This window comes from Brevibacillus ruminantium (assembly GCF_023746555.1).
GTDB lineage: Bacteria > Bacillota > Bacilli > Brevibacillales > Brevibacillaceae > Brevibacillus > Brevibacillus ruminantium.
On sequence record NZ_CP098755.1, the window covers coordinates 5,214,647 to 5,235,929 of the forward strand.

Sequence of the window (21,283 nt, forward strand, 5' to 3'; positions counted from 1 at the left end):
CAGGAGTCAAGGATTATAAATCTTCATTTTCGTCCTCATAATCGTCGGTAGATTCCTCATCCGCCAACTCCTCGTCTTCTTCCTCGAAAAGCTCTTCGTCTTCAAGCTCTTCCTCTTCTTCTTCGAGATCAGGGTCCAGCTCTTCGTCCATTTCGTCCCCTTCTTCGACGAATTCATCGTCTTCAAAGATGGCGATCTCGTCATCCTCGTATTCTTCGGCCAAGTCTTCTTCTGCTTCGTAATCGTCAAAGTCGTCGTCCAGGATAACCTTTTTCTTCTTGCCGCCCTCTTGCGTCTCTTCTACTGTATCTGTCGGGTACCAGCGCTTCAGTCCCCAGTTGTTATCACCCAAGCACACAAAACGGCCGTCAATGTTCACTTCCGTATATACCTGAGCGATGATCGCCATTTTCTCTTCTTCTTTCATTCCCCGAAGCGCGGCCAGTTGGTTCATCAAGTCACGGAAATTGTGAACTTGATTGGTTTCACGGAGAATTTCGTATGCGATATCGACCAATGCCATCTCGTTAAGTTTATCACGGTCCAGATGTGCAAGTATTTGACTCACCCAAGGCACGTCCTTTCATATAGAAAACTTGGCCACCGTCAAGCTGTCGCAAGCCGACCGAGCCCGTTATGTAACCGATGCTGACCGGAATCCGAATAGGTTCGGCAGACCAACAATAAATTGGCTATCATACAGTATTCCTTATTTTAGACGAAAATGCAAGGGATTCAAACGCCTGCCCGCGCAATTCACAGATAACGACAAATTTTGCGGGGAAAACCAACAGGAGAGCGGCTGCTACCCGTACGGTTTCAGCCGCTCCCACCATTGCGATGCATCCCTTACATATTGCGACGGTACTGTCCGCCCACTTCGTACAAGGCAGCACTGATCTGCCCCAGCGAAGCCACTTTGACCGTCTCCATCAATTCGGCAAAGATATTGCCGCCGCTCATGGCGACCTCCTGCAAACGCTTCAGGGCAGCCGAAGCCGCATCCCGATGACGCTCCTGGAAATCGCGCAGGTTGCGGATCTGCTGTTCCTTTTCCTCTTCCGTCGCCCGAGCCAGCTCGATCTCGTAATCGTCCTCCGAGGCGTTGGGGTTGAGGAAGGTGTTCACACCGATAATCGGTAGCTCGCCGCTGTGCTTCTTCATCTCGTAGTACATCGACTCATCCTGGATTTTGCCGCGTTGATACTGGGTCTCCATCGCCCCCAGCACACCGCCGCGCATATTCAGCCGCTCAAACTCCTGCAGGACGGCCTCTTCTACCAGATCTGTCAGCTCTTCGATAATAAAAGCGCCTTGGAGCGGGTTTTCGTTTTTCGCGAGTCCCATCTCCTTGTTGATGATCATCTGAATTGCCATCGCCCGACGAACGGAGTTTTCCGTCGGCGTCGTGATCGCTTCGTCAAAGGCATTGGTGTGCAGCGAATTGCAGTTGTCGTAGATGGCGATCAAGGCTTGCAGCGTAGTCCGGATGTCGTTGAAGTCCATCTCCTGTGCGTGCAGGGATCGGCCGGACGTCTGGATGTGGTATTTCAGCTTTTGGCTGCGGTCATTGCCCCCGTAGCGATTTTTCATCACCGTCGCCCAAATCCGGCGGGCCACGCGACCAATCACGGTATACTCCGGATCAAGGCCATTGGAGAAGAAAAACGACAGGTTTGGCGCAAAGTCGTCGATGTGCATGCCGCGGCTGAGGTAGTACTCTACATAGGTAAAGCCGTTGGCCAGCGTGAAAGCAAGCTGCGTGATCGGATTCGCCCCCGCCTCGGCGATATGGTAGCCGGAAATGGAGACCGAGTAGTAATTGCGCACTTTGTGATCGATGAAGTACTGCTGGATATCCCCCATCATGCGGAGGGCGAATTCAGTCGAGAAGATGCAGGTGTTTTGCCCCTGATCCTCTTTCAGGATATCCGCCTGAACCGTACCGCGCACAGTGGAGAGTGTATACGCCTTGATTTGCTCGTATTCCTCCGCGGTGGGCTGTCTTCCCTCACGCTCTGCGAATTTTTCCACCTGCTGTTCGATCGCGGTGTTCATGAATTTCGCCAGGATCATTGGAGCTGGTCCGTTAATCGTCATCGATACAGAGGTCGATGGCGCGCACAAGTCAAAACCGGCGTACAGCTTCTTCATGTCGTCCAGCGTACAGATGCTGACCCCGCTCGTTCCGATTTTTCCGTAGATGTCGGGACGGTAATCCGGGTCCTCCCCGTACAGCGTCACCGAATCAAACGCCGTACTCAGGCGCTTGGCTTCGTCATTTTGAGACAGGAAATGAAAGCGCCGGTTGGTCCGCTCCGGTGTTCCTTCGCCTGCGAATTGACGCTTGGGGTCCTCCCCTTCTCGTTTGAACGGGAAGACACCTGCTGTATAGGGAAACTGGCCGGGCACATTTTCTTTGAGCGACCATTTCAGGATTTCGCCCCAGTCCTGAAAATCAGGCAGGCACACCTTGGGAATCCGCGTACCGGAAAGCGATTCCGTAAACAGCGTCGTCACGATTTCCTTGTCGCGGATCTTGGTCACGAACTGGTCCTGTTTGTACATCTCTTTCAACTTGGGCCAATTGTTTAAAATTTCTTTGCATTCCGGGTGGAGCTTGCTTTCAAAATGAGCGATCTGCTTATCCAGCACAGCGGCCACTTCCTGCGCGGCCGACTCACCCGACGCGAGCAGCGTCTCTTTGGCCCCAGTCAACTGGTACAGCTTGCGGGCGATGGCAGACTGCTCCGCCGTAAACTTTTGGTGCCCGCGGACCGTATTTGCGATTTCCTGCAGATAAGTATTCCGCTCTACTGGAATCAGCGAGGGCTTGTGTGTCTTGACCGGAGTCGGATCAAGTCCGGAGACATCCCAATCCACTGCTGTCTTTTCTGCGATCTTGTGCATCAGCGCGGCAAACAGGACATTGGTTCCCGGGTCGTTGAACTGGCTGGCAATCGTGCCGTAGACCGGAACCTTTTCATCGGGCAGTTCGAATTGCTGATGGTTGCGGCGATACTGTCTGCGCACCTCGCGCAGGGCATCCTCGGAGCCTTTGCGCTCGAATTTGTTGATGGCGATCAGGTCGGCAAAATCGAGCATGTCGATTTTCTCCAGCTGCGAAGGGGCTCCAAATTCACTGGTCATGACGTACATAGAGACGTCACACACCTCCGTGACCTGGGCATCCCCCTGCCCGATCCCGCTCGTCTCGACGATCACGAGGTCAAATCCGGCTGCTTTGACGACGCGGATGGCATCCTTGACCGCGGCCGACAGCTCGGAGCCGGAACGGCGGCTGGCCAGGCTGCGCATGTAGACACGCGGCGTGTTGTTGGCATTCATGCGGATGCGGTCGCCAAGCAGCGCCCCGCCCGTTTTTTGCTTGGAGGGATCGACTGAGAGGATCGCTACGGTCTTATCGGCGTACGTTCGCAAAAAGCGGCGAACCAGTTCATCGGTCAGCGAGCTTTTTCCCGCTCCGCCAGTACCGGTAATTCCCAGCACGGGAACCGGATGCTCCGCTTCTGCCAGCTTCTCTTTTACCTGCTCAAACACCTGGGGCTCATCCACCGCATACTCGGCAAGCGAAATCAACCGGGCAATCGCCTGATGATTCTGCTTGTGAAGCTCTTCTACTTCTCCTTCGATCTGCTTGACCGTCGGGAAATCACACTCCCGGATCATGTAGTTGATCATGCCCTGCAGACCGAGCTTTCGCCCGTCATCCGGCGAGAAAATCTTGCTGACGCCATACTCCTCCAGCTCCCGAATCTCGCGCGGCACGATGACGCCCCCGCCTCCTCCATAGAGACGGATATGACCCGCCCCGCGCTCTTTCAACAGGTCGACAATGTATTTGAAAAACTCTACATGGCCGCCCTGGTAAGAGCTGATGGCAATTCCTTGCACATCCTCCTGAATGGCAGCCGTGACAATATCGTTTACCGAACGGTTATGTCCGAGGTGGATCACCTCTACGCCGGAGCTTTGCAATATCCGCCGCATGATATTGATCGAGGCATCGTGCCCGTCATACAGGCTGGCTGCCGTGACAAAACGCACCTTGTTTTGCGGACGATACACTTCTGTTTCCATCGTTCCACTCTCCCCGGAAATCAAGTGACGCGTTCTCCGAGTGCCATCCAGGACGATGTCGCTGGACTACTCGGATACGCTGATTTCGCGCAGCAGCAGTGCCGTCTGTTTCTCTGTATATTCCTCCAGTGTATAGTGGCGTTTCAGCGCCCACCGGCGGAATACCCACATCTCGCCAAGCACCATGATGTTGTCAGCCATCAGCTTCACGTGCTTTTCGTCGATGCCGATAGAGCCGTCGGCAATTCCTTTGCGCAGAATTTCTTCAAAGATCAGCGAGATTTCTTCCTCCCGCCGCAGTACGTAGCGCAGTGTTTCGGGTGGCAATGATTTGGACTCCTGATAAATCAGCAGGACGCGGTCGCTCATCTGATCCATCACCCGGAAAAAGCTGCGCAGAGCCAGCTTCAGGTTTTTCAGCCCTGTTCCGTTAAAGGTGATCGCTTCCCGCAGTCTGCTCTCTACCTCGGCGTGAATGGCATCACAGACCAGATACAGAACATCCTCTTTTGATTCAATATATTCGTAGAGGGTGCCGATACTAAAACCGGACGCCCGGGCAATTTCACGAGTCGTTGTTTTATGAAACCCTTTGTTGATAAAAAGATCGACCGCAGCCTCGATGATCTGCTCGCGTCTCTTCTCAATCAGCTTGGGGTCCTTCACCAGCGACGGTATGTTTTTTCTCTTTTCCACGACATATCCACCCTTCCAACCGACTGAGCGTTTGGTCAGACAAGATTTGGAAAAAGAAAGACCAAAACGCTCTCACATGTCTTTATATCCCCGTTATTATACGACTGGAGAGCGCGGAAAGCCAATCTTTCTTTTCCCATTGGTTCAGGTAGTTTGTCCCCACCACTGGCTGATGATCCGCTCAGCGGCGCTGTATGGATCTTCCTCGCGGGCTGCCACCCGATTCAGCTCGTCTGCATGCCGGCCGTGCTGAATATTGGTGAGCAAGCGTTGAAACAGCCGATCCCGGACGATGTCCAGCACTTCTTCCTGCAGATGGCGGGAGCGGCGGGTCTGCACCTCGCCTGTCTCCTGCAAAAACTCCTGGTGGCGCATGACCTCGCTCCACAGCTCCGCCATTCCTTGCCCATCCGTTGAGATGGTGCGTACAATCGGCGGACGCCAGGGAGCATCGTGTTTGGCCAAATCAAGCATCTGCTCCACTTCGATCTGCAATTTTTCCGTGCCGGGCAAATCTGCCTTGTTGATGACAAACAAATCGGCAATCTCCATGATCCCGGCCTTGAACGCCTGGATGGTGTCCCCTCCGCCGGGATTGAGAACCACTGCCGTCGTATCGGCGATGCTCATCACATCCAGCTCCGACTGGCCAACGCCAACCGTCTCGATCAGAACGACGTCACAGCCGTAGGCATCCAGCACCCGAACCGCATCCCGGGTATTGGTGGACAAACCGCCCAGACTGCCGCGGGTGCCCATGCTGCGGATAAACACCCCTTTGTCCAAGGCGTGGCTTTGCATCCGCACACGGTCGCCAAGCAGCGCCCCGCCCGTAAACGGACTGGTCGGGTCCACGGCTACGACCCCAATCTTGAGGTCAAGCGACCGTAGATAGCCGATCAGGCAGTCGACAAGCGAGCTTTTTCCCGCTCCCGGCGTACCGGTAATCCCGATCAGCTTCGCCCGTCCCGTGTGTGGGAACAGCTCTTTCAAGATCAAGTCCCGTTCTGGATAGTCGTTTTCAATACAGGTGATAGCCCGGGCCGCCCCGCGCACATCTCCTGCGAGAATACGTCTAGTGATCTCGTGCATGAAACGCCCTCATCTCAACCTGGGTTGTCCGCTCTACTCTTTCAGCAGGTAGTTGCTGATCACGACGCGCTGAATTTCGTTGGTTCCCTCATAGATTTGCGTGATTTTGGCATCGCGCATGAAGCGCTCCACCGGATACTCGCGTGTGTAGCCGTAGCCGCCAAACACCTGGACAGCCTCGGTCGTCACTTCCATCGCAATATCGCCGGCGAAAACCTTGGAGATCGCGGATGCTTTTCCGTACGGCAATCCCTGATCCTCCAGCCACGCCGCCTGATAGGTCAGGAGCCGGGCAGCTTCGATTTTGGTTGCCATATCGGCCAGTTTGAACTGGATGGCTTGCAGGGCAGCGATTGGTTTGCCAAACTGGTTGCGCTCTTTGGCGTAGTCGCGCGCGTGTTCAAAAGCGCCTTGCGCGATACCCAGCGCCTGTGCTGCGATGCCGTTGCGGCCGCCGTCCAGAGTCATCATCGCGATCTTGAAGCCCTGTCCCTCTTCACCCAGCCTGTTTTCTACCGGAACACGCACATCTTCGAAATTCACAGCAAGCGTCGGCGAGGAACGAATCCCCAGTTTTTTTTCTTTCTTGCCCATCGTAAAGCCTTCCATACCCTTTTCGACGATAAAGGCAGTGATTCCTTTGTGCTTCAGCTCAGGGGCGGTAACGGCAAATACGATGTAGATTTCCGCTTCGCCCGCGTTGGTGATAAAGATTTTGCTGCCGTTCAAGACATAGTGATCGCCATCGCGCACAGCCGTGGTCCGCATCCCTGCCGAATCAGAGCCTGATCCTGCTTCCGTCAGGCAGTATGCCCCCATCTTTTTGCCCTCTGCCAGCGGCCGCAGGAACTTTTGCTTCTGCTCCTCCGTGCCAAACTTGAAGATCGGCCAGCTCGCCAGCGAGACATGTGCCGACAAGGTTACGCCAATCGATGCGTCCACGCGGGACAGCTCCTCCACCGCGATCACATAGCTGAGGTAGTCCGCACCCGCACCGCCGTACTCCTCCGGCCACGGGATGCCTGTCAGGCCCAGCTCGGCCATCTCTTCAAAAATAGCGCGGTCAAAGCGTTCTTCCTCGTCCCGCTCCGCGGCTGTGGGAGCTACCTGTGTTTCGGCAAAATCGCGGATCATCTTGCGCAGCATCTCTTGTTCTTCATTCAATTGAAAGTTCATCGCTTCCACTCCCTGCGTCCCTTAGTTCTTGGATTTTTCTTCTTTATTCAAAAATCAAATGCTTGGCAATCACGATATGCTGAATTTCGTTGGTTCCTTCGTAAATTTGCGTCACCTTGGCGTCGCGGAACAATCTCTCCACGGGATATTCCCGTGTGTAGCCATATCCGCCGAACACCTGGACGGCTTCTGTCGCGATCTTGACCGCAGCATCAGAGGCGAATTTTTTGGCCATCGAAGCCTCCTTCCCGCACGCAAGTCCCTGACTGCGCAGGTAAGCGGCCCGGTAGACCAGCAGTCGCGCGGCTTCGGCCAGTGTTGCCATATCGGCCAGTTTAAAGGCGATTGCCTGTTGCCCGATAATCGGCTGTCCAAATTGCTTTCGCTCTTTGGCGTACTCGGTCGCATACTGGAGAGCAGCCTCGGCAATCCCCAGCGCCTGGGCAGCGATGCCGATCCGGCCTACATCCAGATTCGCCATCGCGATGGTAAAGCCGTCCCCCTCCTGGCCAAGCAGGTTTTCAGCCGGCACTCTGGCATTTTCAAAGACCAGCTCCGTCGTGCTGGAGCCGTGGAGCCCCATTTTCTTTTCCTTTTTACCGATCATCAGTCCCGGTGTATCTTTATCGACGATAAAAGCGGAGATTCCCCGTGTTCCTTGGGAGGAGTCGGTTACCGCAAACGTGATGTAGATGTCGGCTTCTCCCCCGTTGGTGATGAACACCTTGCTGCCGTTAAGCAGGTAGTGATCCCCCTCTTTGACGGCCGAGGTGCGTATGCGGCCCGCATCTGATCCGGCATGCGGCTCGGTCAGGGCGAAAGCCCCAAGCTTTTCACCTGCCGCCAGTTTCGTCACGTATTTTTTCTTTTGCTCGTCGGTGCCGAAGTACAAAATCGGGTTGGTGCCGACCGATGTGTGTACGGAAAGAATCACTCCGAGTGTAGCGCTTACTTTGGAAATTTCATGAATCGCCAAAATATAGGAAGGGAAGTCCGCGCCTGCTCCGCCCCATTCTTCCGGAACAGGAATGCCCATTAAGCCGATCTCCCCCATCTTTTTCACGATCTCGCGGGGGAACTGCTCCGTCTCCTCCATGACCGGAACAAACGGGGCGATTTCCTTTTGGGCAAAGTCGCGTACCATGCGCCGCATCATCTCTTGTTCTTCACTGAATCGAAAGTCCATGACCGTCCTGCCTTCCTTTCTGAATCATCTCAGTTGTACACGTAGAAACCTCGACCGGATTTTTTGCCCAACCAGCCAGCCTTCACGTATTTGCGCAGCAGTGGACATGGGCGGTATTTGGAATCGCCAAAGCCCTCGTACAGCACCTCCATGATATAGAGGCAGGTGTCCAGACCGATAAAATCAGCCAGGGTCAGGGGGCCCATCGGGTGATTCATCCCCAGCTTCATCACTTCGTCAATGGCTTCCGGCGTCGCGACTCCCTCGTAGACACAGTAAATCGCCTCGTTGATCATCGGCATCAGCACGCGATTGGAGACGAAACCAGGGAAATCGTTGACACTGACGGGCACCTTGGCCATCTGTTTGGACAAATCCTCGGTGAGCTGGTACACCTCATCCGCCGTCTGCAGACCGCGAATAATCTCGACCAGTTTCATCACGGGGACCGGATTCATGAAATGCATGCCGATCACTTTTTCCGGCCGCGTGGTCACGGCCGCAATCTCGGTGATGGGCAGCGAGGATGTATTGCTGGCCAGCACCGTATGTGCGGGGCAAACCTCATCCAGCTTTTTGAAAATCTCTGTTTTGACTGCCATGTTTTCGGTCACGGCCTCAATGACAAAATCAGCGGCTTTGCCGTCAGACAAGTCGGTGGAAAGAGTAAGACGGCTCAATACCTCTTGCTTTTCTTCCTCACTCATCCTGCCTTTTTCCACATTGCGGGACAGATTTTTGCTGATAATCCCGAGTCCGCGCTCCACAAATTCCTGCTTTACGTCGTTCAGGATCACCCGAAAACCGGCTTGCGCCGATACCTGGGCGATCCCGCTGCCCATCTGTCCTGCACCTACAACCATGATTGTTTGTACGTTCATCTCCACGCCTCCGTTCGACTTTCGACTGCTGTCACTTTCGTCTATTCCACTTTGATCAACACAGCGTCACCCTGGGCAGCACCGCTGCAAATTGCGGCAATCCCCAGTCCGCCGCCTCTGCGCTTCAACTCATAGGCCAGATGGAGAATGATCCGCGCACCGCTGGCTCCGATCGGATGGCCCAGCGCGATGGCGCCGCCGTTCACATTTACTTTTTCTTCATCCCAGCCGACGATCTTGCCGCTGGTGAGCGTGACGGCCGCAAACGCTTCGTTCACCTCAAACAGGGCAATATCCTCCAGCCTGGTGTCGGTTTTCTCCAGCAGCTTCTGGATTGCCAGTCCCGGTGTCGTGGCAATGTACGGCGCTTCTGCTCCCACCTGTGCGTGCCCGAGGATGGTCGCCAGCGGTTGAACACCCAGCTCGGCCGCTTTTTCCTCCGACATCAGCACCATGGCCGCCGCCCCGTCATTGATGCCCGGCGCATTGCCAGCAGTAATCGTTCCGTCCTTTTTATATACGGGGGAAAGCTTTGCCAGCCCCTCCAGCGTGGTATCAGGCCGTGGCGCTTCGTCTTTTTTGACCAGGAGCGGCTCTCCCTTGCGCTGCGGAATGGACACCGGCACGATCTCTTCGTCGAAGATCCCCGCCTCCATCGCCTGCACAGCTCGCTGCTGACTCCGATAGGCCCAGCGGTCCTGCTCTTCTCTGGAAATGCCGTACTCTTCAGCGACATTGCTGCCGTGAACCGCCATCGGCACCTGATCAAAAGGACAGGTCAAGCCGTCGTACATCATCAAGTCCCGAACCGTTCCATCTCCCATGCGCAGTCCATATCTGGCTCCCGGGATCGCATACGGGGCGTTGCTCATGCTCTCCATGCCGCCTGCTACGATAATCTGGCCGTCCCCTGCGCGAATGATCTGGTCACCCATCGTGACTGCTCTCATCCCTGAGGCGCACACCTTGTTGATCGTTTGACTGGCTATCGTCCACGGCACTCCTGCCTTGCGCGCTGCCTGACGGGATGGGACCTGCCCAGCGCCAGCCTGTATGACCATGCCCATAATCACTTCGTCTACCTGCTCACCGGATACGCCAGCACGCTGCAGCGCTTCTTTGATCACGATGGCACCCAAATCTACAGCTGTTACATCCTTCAGTACACCGCCCAGTTTGCCAAAAGGGGTGCGGGCTCCCCCCACAATTACCGTTTTCATCAACCAGTTCCTCCCTGAAAGATGACATGCAAAACGATCAAACTGATTGAGCGGTCGCTCATTTTTCTATATCTTCATTTTGCCCCCTCACGTCCGAATAGTCAATGAATATAGAAAAAAAGAAGGCCTGACTTTTCTTGGTCACGAGAGATGGACCTTGAGGTCAGGCAGTTCTTTATTATTGAATCGGCATCCAGCTTACTTTCCAGATGCCCTGCTGATTCTTCAGCATGCGAAAGGCAAGCGGTTCCCTGCCGTCGGCAAACTCCATCATGACGAGTGCTTCTTTCGATTGCATCATCTTCATCGACCGCTTTTCGCCCTCCGGGATGACGGGAGGTTGCGGGCTTTGCAGCCGGACCTCAAAGCCTTTGACGTTCCGCTTCAGATCGGCCACCCATTTTTGCGTGTTCTCTGCGCCCACCGGATCGTTTATGACATCATCCAGGAACTGCTCAAGCGAGGGCTTCTCATAGGCTTCGTCGTCGATGTACAAGGCGTATTGCGTATGGAGGTCTCCCTCTTCCTCGGCAAATATATACAGCTTCAGGATGTCGACCGGCTCCAGGTCTTTCAGCAGGGTATCGTCTTTTTTCTCGTAGTATTCGAAATAGATTTTCTTCAGTTCATCATTCAGGTCAAAGACAGATGGTGCCGGCCTTTCGTTCAGCTTCGTTTCCAGCCCTGTCGTTCCGTTTGGCCGCATCCAGTAAAAATACACATCATTGCCAGGGCCCTGCACGTATTGAATGGAGTATAAATACAGCTTTTTTTCCTTCCAGGCGAGAAACAGATTGACGCCTACCTTTCCGGATTGCAGCCCTTCTTCATCTACCACATGTCCCGGTACCTCCGGCACATATCCTGGCTGTTTAAAAAAGCTACGTCCCCAAAACTCGTCTGCGCCATTTTCCAAATCGCCGCCGTCATCGATCGGCTCGTATTCCCCCGGAATTCTTAGCAATACTTCCTCCTGGGTCAGGCCGATTCGCAGCGCCTCTTTGATCTCCTCTACCTTTTTCCTGATCTCCTTATCGCGGCGAGCTAACTCCTCGGGATTCAGTGAGGGATCGCTGCCCTTGGCAGGCTGGTTTTCCGGCGCAGTGACAGCAGATGGCGGCAAATGGGGTCCGGCAGGATCGGAGGGAGACGGCTGAACTGCTCCATGAGGACCTGGTCCTCCGGGCGTCAGATCGGTCTGCTTCATCGATACGCCTGCGAAGATCAGAAGGGATGCAACTAAAATCGCTCCGCCTGTCAATGAGAGCGGACGCAGCCTATGCCTCTGCGGGCCCGTCTCTTCGCCTCCCCGGGCGACGTTCAAGATGCGTTCCTCCAGTGCGCTTGTCTCTCCCAATTCCCGCAGAATTGTCTGGTCAGCAGCCTCTTTCAATCCTAGCAGTCGCTTCTCTATATCCATTCCAGTCCCTCCTTTTCCAGTCGCTCTTTCAGCTTTTGGCGGGCCCGATGCAGCCTCGTATAAACGGCTCCGGGGGAAATTCCCAAGATGTCGGCCATTTTCTCAATCGACAGCTCCTCATAGTAATGCAGCACAATCATCTGCCTGTGATTGGGAGGCAAATTCATGACCATCCTGACAAAGCGGGCCCGCCCGTCGTTATGGATCACGGACGATTCAGCAGCCTCCGCTACCTCCAGATCGACGTCGGGCCGGTAAAACAGGTGGCGAAACGACCAGGAACGCAGATGCTTTCTCGCTTCATTCATGGCAATTTTGTAGACCCAGGTCTGCATAGAGCTTTCCCCGCGAAAGGAAGACAGATTTTTGTATGCCTTCAAAAAGACTTCCTGGGTGATGTCTTCGGCCAGGCTGCGATCCTTGACGATCAGGTAGACGAGGCGCAGAACCTTTTTGACGTAGTCACGCACGAGACTTTCAAAAACAGCCTCCTTTGTTTTCTCTAAGCGAAATCCCGCTTCTTCCAGCTTTCTCACTCCCCTCTACTGGTATTGATCCGGCAGCCTGCTTTTTCTTACCGAAAAAAATCTCCCTGCCTTTTTTGGACAAGGAGATTTTCCATCGCTTCGTTGGCATGCATGTCGTGCAAGCCCGTAAAGCGTTCTTTTGCCTGAAACCGTTCGTTGGACAAAGCTGCAGGGACAAAGACGACTATCGCTTATGCTGCGTCTGTTCTGATCGCGTCCATTCTGATCCCGTCCATTCTGATCGCGTCCGTTTAAATCGCGTCCGCCAGAATTTCCGCTATGTCGCGGGTCTTCACTTCGTCTTCCTTCTCTTTCATTTTCACGCCGTCGTTCATCATCGTCAGGCAGTACGGACAAGCGCTGGCGATGGCTGTCGGACCCACTTCGAGAGCTTGCTCGGTACGGGCGACGTTCACCCGTGTGCCTTCATGCTCTTCCATCCACATCAGTCCGCCGCCGGCTCCGCAGCACATGCTGTCGCAACCGCTGCGCTTCATCTCGGCGATTTCCACACCGGGGATCGCCTCCAGAATCTGACGGGGCATGTCGTAGATTTCGTTGTAACGGCCGAGGTAGCAGGAGTCATGGTAGGTGATCCGCTCTTTCACTTCTTTGGTTGGCTTGAGGCGGCCTTCCTTCACCCATTTTGCGAGCAGCTCAGAGTGATGATACACCTCGGCCTCCAGACCAAATTCGGGATATTCATTTTTAAAGGTATTGAAAGCGTGCGGGTCGCAGGTCACGATCTTCTTCACGCCATACGCCTGGAACAACGCGATGTTTTCCTGGGCGAGCTGCTGGAACAGAAATTCGTTTCCGATACGGCGCGCAGTATCGCCGGAGTTTTTCTCCTCATTGCCGAGAATGGCAAATTTGACGCCGGCTTCGTGCATCAGCTTGACGAAGGCTTGGGAGATTTTTTGGCTGCGCAGGTCAAATGAGCCCATCGCGCCAACCCAGAACAGGTATTCAAAGTCCTCCGCCGTTTGTACAGTAGGCACTTCGTACTCGCCGTTCAGACCTTCAATCCATTTCATCCGGTCTTTGCGGTTGATGCCCCATGGGTTGCCCTGGCGCTCGATGTTGTTCAGCGCACGCTGGGCTTCCTGCGGCATGCTGCCCTCAGTCATTACGAGATAGCGGCGCATGTCGATAATTTTGTCTACGTGCTCGTTCATCACCGGACACTGATCCTCACAGTTGCGGCAGGTGGTACAAGCCCACAGCTCCTGCTCTGTGATGACATCGCCGATCAGGTTTTTGTCGTAGATTGCCGCTGTCGCTTCCTCAGAGGCCGCAGCCGCCTCGGAGGCCTGCATAGCCAGTTGGTTGGCCGAAGCATTGGCAAAGCTCGGCATCCACGGCGTACGCGAGGTAATCACGGCCCCTTTTTCCGTCAGGTGATCGCGCATCTTGGTAATCAAATCCATCGGGGACAGCATTTTTCCCGTGCCCGATGCGGGACACATATTGGTGCAGCGGCCGCACTCGACACAAGCGTACAGGTCGATGAGCTGCGTCTGCGTAAAATCCTCAATTTTGCCGACCCCGAACACTTCCTGGGTCTCGTCCTCAAAATCGATGCTGGACAGCTTTCCGGTCGGCTCCAGCTTTTTAAACCAGACATTGATCGGAGCAAAGATCAAGTGCGCATGCTTGGACTGCGGCACGTAGATAGCAAAAGCAAGCAGGATCAGAAGATGCATCCACCAGAATACGTAGAAACAGGCAGCTGCTGCCGTCGTGGACATGCCTGCAAAGAGAGCAGCGATCACGGACGAGATGGGCGCAAAGGCCGACGCTTCATGTCCCAGCCATAGCTGCTCAAAGGCCAGTGAGAGCAGAACGCTCGCCATCAGCGTGGAGATGAACAGAAGCACCAGGCCGGACTTGAATCCCCGTTTTAAACGCTTCAGCTTTTCCACATAGCGGCGGTAAAACGCATAGCCTACTGCTGCCAGGATCAAAAATGTAGTAATCTCCTGCATCAGGCTGAAATACTTGTGCGCGCTGCCAAAGGGAAGCTCGAAGCCTTTGACCAGCCCTTTGATGATCAGCTCGATCGCCCCGAACTGCAGGATGATAAAGCCGTAAAACATGACGACGTGCATCACGCCGCTCTTTTTGTCCTTCAGGAGTTTTTTGTGAAAAACGACGTTCTCCAGCATCAGGTTGATGCGTGCGCCAAAGTCGTCCTTCACATCCGGCTTTTTCCCCAATTTGATGAAAAGATACCGGCTGTACACCACATGACAAGCCAGGTACAAACCGTATGCAAGCACCAGAAAAAACGCGATGAGATTAATCAGAGCCAGCAAGGTCCTCAGCTCCCCCTTTTTCGTCTTCGACTGTTGTTTTCTATCTTATCAGAATGGAGAGAAAAAATGAATGACCATTCACTCATTATTTTTTCTTTTGCAAATTTTGCACAAACTCGCCCAGACTGAGCGTTCGTTCAGGATAGGCTATGCCCTGATCTTAACACATATGCCTGTGATTCGTCATCACTCTTTCTTGGAAGGGCTGCTTCCAGATGGTGGTCGGGAGGCCAGTCCAAGTGAGAGTAAAAAAATCACCCCGACAGCAAAAGGTTTTTCCTTTTCCTGATCGAGGTGATTCTACCGTGGGGAAATTGCTGCTTCCCTCAAGGTTACACATATTTGTCCGGATGCTTACTCGCCCGATACTTGTTTGTCTCCTGGGGTCTGCTTTTTCTCTTTTTGCTCTTTCCGCACATCTGCCAGCGATTTGACTTTGGTTGCCTTGATCCGCTTGTTGCGCGGCAGGTCGGCTGGCTCGAGATTGTCCGCTTCGTCCTTCATCAGTGCGGCGATACCGACTGCCTTGCCCTTCGCCGCCTGGCAGTATTCGCAATTGCTCTCATCATGGGCGTGATATGTCTTCGGCTCTGGATAGCTGGTGATGACCCCTTCAAAGTTGCGGAGCACGACTTTATCAGCGGACTGGGAGATGAGATAGTTCGGCGAGACAGGAATTTTCCCGCCGCCGTGCGGTGCGTCAACGACAAAGGTAGGTACCGCGTAACCGGAGGTATGGCCGCGCAGATGCTCGATAATCTCGATCCCTTTGCTGACCGGCGCCCGGAAGTGGCCGATGCCTTCGGAGAGGTCGCACTGGTAGATATAGTAAGGCCGCACACGGATTTTCACCAGTTCGTGGACCAGCTTTTTCATCGTATTGGCACAGTCGTTGATTCCGGCCAGGATCACTGCCTGATTGCCCAGCGGAACCCCCGCGTTGGCCAGCATTTCACAAGCCTTTTTGGCTTCCGGCGTGATTTCCTTGGGATGGTTGAAGTGCGTATTGAGCCAAACTGGATGGTACTTTTTCAGGATATTGCAGAGGTTTTCCGTGATGCGCTGCGGGAAAACGACCGGCGCACGCGTACCAATGCGGATGATCTCCACATGCGGAATCGCCCGCAGATTGCTGAGAATGTACTCGAGCACACGGTCATTGATCAACAGACCGTCTCCACCCGAGATGAGTACGTCACGCACCTCTGGTGTATTGCGGATATATTCGATACAGCCGTCCAGCTGTTTCTTGGGCACGCCCATCCCGATCTGGCCGGAGAAACGGCGGCGTGTACAGTAGCGGCAGTACATGGAGCATTGGTTGGTAACGAGGAAGAGCACGCGGTCCGGATAGCGGTGGGTCAGCCCCGGAACAGGCGAATCTGCATCCTCATGCAGCGGGTCTTCCATATCGTATTTCGTCCGCACCATCTCCGAAGAGAGCGGTACAGACTGCATCCGCACAGGATCATGCGGATCGTCCGGATCCATCAGCAAGGCATAGTAAGGGGTGATATTGAGCGGAATCGTCTGGCTGGAGATGCGAACCCCTTCTTCTTCCTCTGGTGTCAGATGAATCACTTGTTTCAGCTCATCCACGGTACGAACGGTGTGAGTCAACTGCCACATCCAGTCGTTCCACTGTTCCTCCGTAACGTCTTTCCACAATTCAATCTGGCGCCAGTCGCGCAAGGCGGCTACCGTCGTCATATTTGTCATCCCCTCTCATCGCGTGTACATACACTTGTTTCGCTCATAGAGAAAGAGATGCAACACTCATGCCAACCAAATCGAAAAATTCGGAAAACGGTATGCATATCCTGCTTTCTATTCCTAATTTCCGCGATTTTTCCGCAATTGGAAAGGGTTACGGCAGTCTGCGCTGGAGGATTTTGGGCGGGTAACCTTGTTTGATCAGATGTATTTTTCTTTATACCCTTGGTTTGACTGCCGGAAATTCGGCACTTCAAGGTCCAAAAGCAACTTTCAATCTTTCCACTGGCTTTTCTTCGGTTATCTCCGGCCTTCCTCTTCCATTTTTGAACTTCCTAACCGCCCTTTCAACGGTTCATCCCACCCAGTTGGGAAAGCTTGTATTGCAGTGTTTGGCGCGGTATCCCCAGCAGCTTGGCTGCACGCAGGATGTTTCCGTCCGTCTCGCGCATGGCCTCGGCAATCATCTGTTCCTCCACCCGGCGCAGCACATCGGGAAGAGTGCGTTCCCCCGTCGCTGTGGTTCCTGATGTGTTCACAGCCCCCCTCGCCAGCCCCGGCACAGCAGATGACAACCCTGACACCCTGTCCAAGAGATGCTGAGGCAAGTGCTCTTTTTCGATCAGCTCCGCTTCCACCATGTTCATCGCAGCTTCGATCACATGCTCCAGCTCCCGTACATTACCCGGCCAGTCATACCGCGAAAACAAGGCAGCGACCTCTTCGCTGATGCCGCCAACCTGCATCTGAAACCTGCGGTTGTATTTGTCCAGAAAATGAGCGGTGAGCATCTCCACATCCTCACGCCTCTCCCGAAGCGGAGGCAGCTCAAAGGATACGACGTTGATCCGGTAGTACAGGTCTGTTCTCATCGCACCGGATTGAACCAGCCTCTGCGGCGGCTCATTGACAGCAGCGATTACTCGCACGTCGACGCGGACGGCATGGCTGCTCCCGATGCGCCGGATTTCCCCGTCCTGCAAGGCACGCAGCAGCTTGGCCTGAAGGTCGAGCGGCATGCTGTTCAACTCGTCCAAAAACAAGGTGCCGCCATCCGCCAGCTCAAACAATCCAGGACGGTCATCCGCGCCTGTAAAGCTGCCTTTGGTCGTGCCGAAGAGAAGACTTTCCAGCAAAGTGGCTGGGAGCGCCGCACAGTTTTGAGCGATAAACGGCTGGCTGCGCCGCGCCGATGCCTGATGGATCGACTGCACGAACAATTCCTTTCCCGTCCCCGTCTCGCCGTAGATAAGAACAGGCGAAGATGTCCGGGCAGCCCTCCTCGCCCGATCAATTAACTGATGCATTCGTTCGTTGCGCGTCAGGATATCGGAAAAATGAAAGGAAAGACCGTCTCCGTTTCCCTTTTGACTTCGCTTTCCCTTTCTCGGTCTGCTGATTTTGGCCTGAAGATCCATCAGCTTTTCCGACAACTCCTTCAGTTTCCCGATATCCTTGGCCACCTCTACCGCACCGACGAGACGCCTCCCAACGCGGACCGGCAGCGTGGTATTGACTGTCTCCACCCTGACCCCCCGCCAGTTCGTGTACGTCTGCGGCTTGTTATAGATCGGCTCCCCTCCGGCGATCACCGTGAGCAGTGTGCTGGAGTGCCGATCCAGAGAAGGAAAGACCTCCAGGAGCGGCTTCCCCAGTACCTCGTCGGGAGTTAGCCCGTCCAGCTTGGACGCCACATGATTATAGAAAATGGTAATTCCATCGGCATCGACCACGTGAATGCCTTCGTCAATCGTCCCTAAAATCGCCTGAAGCATCTCGACTGTTTCAGACATTGGCATCCGAGAGCAGGCCCCCTTTCAAACGAGCTGCCAAAAAATCATCACTATGCCGAATATTCAGCACTTAACGTTGACGTTCAATCTGTGCGGCCACGACCACCGTATAGAGAAGATGCCCCACGAGCCAGATTAAAAAGGCGGTAAAGGACATCGGTGTTTTGCTGAGCAAGCTGAAGGGCAGATACGCGATAGCAAAGGCAAGCGACCAATACAACAGGTATTTGACAGAGGCCCTGCGCTCCCGGGGATAGAAGTATGACAGAAAAAAAACAATCACGACACTAATCAAGAGGTGGATCAGCAATTCCACAATAGATGGAAGCCCGGCCAAACCTGGCACATAGCTGGCATCAATCAATACGGCAAACGTCGATGTCCCGAACAGGCCATCACATAAAGCGAGAAACGCTGCAAGAATCAGACCAGCGACCAAACCGTTGACGAGTACAAATGTCATTTTGCTTCCTCCCCTGCCGTCAATTACCCTTATTGTACGTTAAGACACCCGGGGTTCGCAAAACAAATGAGCAGAGCCTAAAAGCCGTCAGCCTAAAACAGGAGGGGCACATCATTGGTGCGTGGTCTCCAAATCATATGATCGGCCCCTTCTCCCCAATAATCCTTCAACAAATAATCCGGCTCTCCAAATTTCTTCGACCAAACCTTCTGTGCTTGGGCATATCCGCTATCCAGACAGAACTCCTGGATGCCCCTGTTCTGCAAGGTAAGAACGATAACATTTACAAGCAGCGTTCCGATTCCCCGCTTCTGGTAATCCGGATGAACAAATACCGTTCCGACCTCATGAAGATGGCTTAGTGCCCCGTCTGTGCAAACGCGAATCAGTTCACTGGCAGGACCATATTCAATGGTGCCGATTATGTTCTTGTTGTTTTTATCCACGGCGATCAAAAAATAGCGTTGCTGACCGTTGCTCTCCAAGTCAGTTTTTAGATAATGCTTTTTCGTTTTAAACTCATTTTCGATATCATCCAGCAAGTCTGCTATTCCTTCTCTGAAAAACGTATCCTGGATGACCGTACGGAAAAATTGGTGCAGCTCCTCCGTGTCCTCCACGCGCGGTCTTCTGATCTCGACGTTATACACCTGGAATCACGCCTTCACTCATTTTTTCACTTGCCGCTATCAGGAAAACAGCACTTTTCCCATTCCTGACTGAGCCTGCTTTTCACTATCATGATGACAAGAAAAATCGCTCCTGGAAAGAGCGATTTTAGTAAATGCCCGATCCACGAGCGATGTCATCCTTCGGTTTCTATTTTTACCAGCAGTTCATGATCTCCGGCATACTGCTCATTCAGCCAGAGCTGGTAGACAATCTGGATCATCGACGGGCACTCAGCGTCTCGCTTGATCTTCATTTGGCTTACGTGCACTTCCATCAAAAAGGTACCGTGCGGGCTGCGGTACGTGCTTCGATCCGTTTTCCCCTGCTTGAACCACTGTTTGGTTTGGATGGCGCCTTGCCGCAGCAGAGAGATGCCTTCCTCCGTCACTTTCCAGGTGGCGCTGACCTCGCCAGCCCCCTCCACCTGTTCTTTATAGGTAAGATACCAGTCGCTTCCCTTTTGAACAAAACGACCGGTATACTGATGCACGTCCTCTTGCCATTCGTCATACATTCGGTGCCGCGTTTTTAATTCTACACTGACTTCTTGCATCAAAAGACAATCCTCGCTTTCCGTACAACTTCACACCCGTCCATTTTACGCCCCGCGTTCTTCTGCTGCAACTCTGCCTCCCGTTTCCGCAGCTGCCAGCAAGTGACGCATCGACATGATGATGCCAAGCGCGGCCAGCATTAGCAAACCGGCCAGCACCAGATAGCCTGCCCCTGCTCCTGTGCGGTCCACCATCATCGTAAACAGCCCGATCAAAAGAAGGCGCATGATCATCCCTACTGAGTTGAAGAAGCTCATAACCCGGCCCATTACTTGCTTGGGCACCACGTTCATATACAGGGTCTGACGAACCAGACGAATCGACGAGTTGCACCACCCGAAGAAAATCGAAGCGGCTACAAAGCCCCAGCCCTCCGCTACCGCCACCATCGCAATCGTCGCCACGGCAAACAGCAGGGTGTTGCCCACCATAGCCGGCAGCTGTCCAATCCTGCGTACCAGCAAAGAGACCAGCAGCCCTGCGGATACTGCACCGATCGCATATGTCACCTCACCCATGGAATAGATCGCCACATCGGCTTTCAGTGTTTGGTTGACATAGACGGGAGACAGCAGATTGCTGGCCATCACTGCGATAAACGGCATCATGGCAGAGATGCCGAAAACAAGAAAGCCTCGCTTCGAGCGGATGTAGACCCAGCTTTGGTAGAGCTGCCCCAGCCAGGAGACCCCGACATTTTGTCTCGCCTCTTTTTCCAGTGTAAAGGTGTAAGACATGGTAGACATCAGCAGGTAGGCAAAGAGGTAGGTGAGCGCATTGATGAGCAAGACCAGATGAAGCCCGAAATGCCCCAGCAGGAAACCGGCAAATCCCCCCGCCAGTACGGAAGCGGTCTGCCCTTCTATCTCCAACAGGCTGTTAATATCATTGTAATGCTTGGAATCAAAAGTCTCCTGTACCAACGCCGCCTGAGAGGGATAGTGAATCTGATACATCAGGGTGGTAACCAGGTAGATCGTGATCAGCATCCACTCGGCGTAGTCGCCAAAAAACCCCCATACGGACAGCAAACCCAATACGGAAAAGCCGATAGCATGCTCTGCCAGCATCATTTTTTTGCGTGACAACCGGTCGATCAGGGTACCGATATAAGGACCGACGAAAAACATCAGAACGGCTGAGGTCAGCATGGTGGTACCCAGCAGTTCGGCCGATCCGGTCGATTCTACCAGATACCAGGCAATGCCGATCATCGTCATCCCCTGGCCAAAACCGGAAAACAAATTGGAAAAAAACAATTTTTTAAATTCTCGGTTGCCAAATACTTCTCTCATGGCGGCCAGCCCCTTTTTTGCTCTCTTTGGTATCTGTAACCATCTTACCCATTTAAATCTATTTTGTAAATAAAAAAGTTTCAAAAGTAACTGACTTGTGCTCGCTCGAATAACGAGAGGAAAGGCTCCCCAATATATACAGCCCGCCCTCAAGAGAAAAACGTCCCCGGTATCTC

Annotated in this window: 18 protein-coding genes; 1 reads left to right on the forward strand and 17 read right to left on the reverse strand. The window is 53.8% G+C overall.

What is annotated here, in order from left to right; translation table 11 throughout:
- Nucleotides 1-13: 13 nt before the first annotated feature.
- The 11 genes from rpoE to NDK47_RS25680 all read right to left on the reverse strand — a co-directional run bounded on the left by rpoE (nucleotide 14) and on the right by NDK47_RS25680 (nucleotide 14,617).
- Nucleotides 14-568 carry a DNA-directed RNA polymerase subunit delta gene (gene rpoE / locus NDK47_RS25630; RefSeq protein ID WP_251872528.1) on the reverse strand — a complete coding sequence of 185 codons (555 nt, stop codon included), beginning with the start codon at nucleotides 566-568 and terminating at the stop codon, nucleotides 14-16.
- A 281-nt stretch (nucleotides 569-849) separates the two neighbouring features.
- Nucleotides 850-4,101 (reverse strand): fused isobutyryl-CoA mutase/GTPase IcmF, encoded by a 3,252-nt coding sequence (gene icmF, locus NDK47_RS25635; protein WP_251872529.1) that lies wholly within the window; start codon nucleotides 4,099-4,101, stop codon nucleotides 850-852.
- 66 nt (nucleotides 4,102-4,167) lie between these two features.
- Complete coding sequence (locus NDK47_RS25640; protein WP_251872530.1) at nucleotides 4,168-4,797, reverse strand: TetR/AcrR family transcriptional regulator; 630 nt, start codon at nucleotides 4,795-4,797, stop codon at nucleotides 4,168-4,170.
- Between the two features lie 144 nt (nucleotides 4,798-4,941).
- Nucleotides 4,942-5,889 (reverse strand): methylmalonyl Co-A mutase-associated GTPase MeaB, encoded by a 948-nt coding sequence (meaB, locus tag NDK47_RS25645; RefSeq protein ID WP_251872531.1) that lies wholly within the window; start codon nucleotides 5,887-5,889, stop codon nucleotides 4,942-4,944.
- A 33-nt stretch (nucleotides 5,890-5,922) separates the two neighbouring features.
- Complete coding sequence (locus NDK47_RS25650; protein ID WP_251872532.1) at nucleotides 5,923-7,065, reverse strand: acyl-CoA dehydrogenase; 1,143 nt, start codon at nucleotides 7,063-7,065, stop codon at nucleotides 5,923-5,925.
- A 43-nt stretch (nucleotides 7,066-7,108) separates the two neighbouring features.
- Nucleotides 7,109-8,251: an acyl-CoA dehydrogenase gene (locus NDK47_RS25655; RefSeq protein ID WP_251872533.1), complete on the reverse strand. Its 1,143-nt coding sequence runs from the start codon at nucleotides 8,249-8,251 to the stop codon at nucleotides 7,109-7,111.
- A gap of 29 nt (nucleotides 8,252-8,280) precedes the next feature.
- Entirely contained in the window at nucleotides 8,281-9,132 is an 852-nt protein-coding gene (locus tag NDK47_RS25660) for a 3-hydroxybutyryl-CoA dehydrogenase (protein ID WP_251872534.1), read from the reverse strand.
- 41 nt (nucleotides 9,133-9,173) lie between these two features.
- Entirely contained in the window at nucleotides 9,174-10,352 is a 1,179-nt protein-coding gene (locus NDK47_RS25665) for an acetyl-CoA C-acetyltransferase (RefSeq protein WP_251872535.1), read from the reverse strand.
- A 178-nt stretch (nucleotides 10,353-10,530) separates the two neighbouring features.
- On the reverse strand, nucleotides 10,531-11,772 hold the full coding sequence (locus NDK47_RS25670; protein WP_251872536.1) for a hypothetical protein: 1,242 nt from the start codon (nucleotides 11,770-11,772) through the stop codon (nucleotides 10,531-10,533).
- Nucleotides 11,763-12,308 carry a sigma-70 family RNA polymerase sigma factor gene (locus tag NDK47_RS25675; protein WP_251872537.1) on the reverse strand — a complete coding sequence of 182 codons (546 nt, stop codon included), beginning with the start codon at nucleotides 12,306-12,308 and terminating at the stop codon, nucleotides 11,763-11,765. The genes NDK47_RS25670 and NDK47_RS25675 overlap by 10 nt, the downstream gene beginning before the upstream one ends.
- Before the next feature lie 242 nt (nucleotides 12,309-12,550).
- Nucleotides 12,551-14,617 (reverse strand): (Fe-S)-binding protein, encoded by a 2,067-nt coding sequence (locus NDK47_RS25680; protein WP_251872538.1) that lies wholly within the window; start codon nucleotides 14,615-14,617, stop codon nucleotides 12,551-12,553.
- A gap of 70 nt (nucleotides 14,618-14,687) precedes the next feature.
- Here NDK47_RS25680 and NDK47_RS25685 point away from each other — a divergent pair, with 70 nt between their 5' ends.
- Nucleotides 14,688-14,906 (forward strand): hypothetical protein, encoded by a 219-nt coding sequence (locus NDK47_RS25685; protein WP_251872539.1) that lies wholly within the window; start codon nucleotides 14,688-14,690, stop codon nucleotides 14,904-14,906.
- A 65-nt stretch (nucleotides 14,907-14,971) separates the two neighbouring features.
- On the opposite strand, the gene kamA is transcribed toward NDK47_RS25685, so the two are convergent.
- The 6 genes from kamA to NDK47_RS25715 all read right to left on the reverse strand — a co-directional run bounded on the left by kamA (nucleotide 14,972) and on the right by NDK47_RS25715 (nucleotide 21,107).
- On the reverse strand, nucleotides 14,972-16,327 hold the full coding sequence (kamA, locus tag NDK47_RS25690) for a lysine 2,3-aminomutase (RefSeq protein WP_251872540.1): 1,356 nt from the start codon (nucleotides 16,325-16,327) through the stop codon (nucleotides 14,972-14,974).
- Nucleotides 16,328-16,677: 350 nt separating this feature from the next.
- Nucleotides 16,678-18,129: a sigma-54 interaction domain-containing protein gene (locus NDK47_RS25695; RefSeq protein WP_251872541.1), complete on the reverse strand. Its 1,452-nt coding sequence runs from the start codon at nucleotides 18,127-18,129 to the stop codon at nucleotides 16,678-16,680.
- 64 nt (nucleotides 18,130-18,193) lie between these two features.
- Nucleotides 18,194-18,586: a hypothetical protein gene (locus tag NDK47_RS25700; protein WP_251872542.1), complete on the reverse strand. Its 393-nt coding sequence runs from the start codon at nucleotides 18,584-18,586 to the stop codon at nucleotides 18,194-18,196.
- A gap of 92 nt (nucleotides 18,587-18,678) precedes the next feature.
- Nucleotides 18,679-19,236: a GNAT family N-acetyltransferase gene (locus NDK47_RS25705; RefSeq protein WP_251872543.1), complete on the reverse strand. Its 558-nt coding sequence runs from the start codon at nucleotides 19,234-19,236 to the stop codon at nucleotides 18,679-18,681.
- A gap of 155 nt (nucleotides 19,237-19,391) precedes the next feature.
- Nucleotides 19,392-19,811 (reverse strand): YwiB family protein, encoded by a 420-nt coding sequence (locus NDK47_RS25710; RefSeq protein WP_251872544.1) that lies wholly within the window; start codon nucleotides 19,809-19,811, stop codon nucleotides 19,392-19,394.
- Between the two features lie 45 nt (nucleotides 19,812-19,856).
- Nucleotides 19,857-21,107 (reverse strand): MFS transporter, encoded by a 1,251-nt coding sequence (locus tag NDK47_RS25715; RefSeq protein ID WP_251872545.1) that lies wholly within the window; start codon nucleotides 21,105-21,107, stop codon nucleotides 19,857-19,859.
- Nucleotides 21,108-21,283 lie beyond the last annotated feature (176 nt).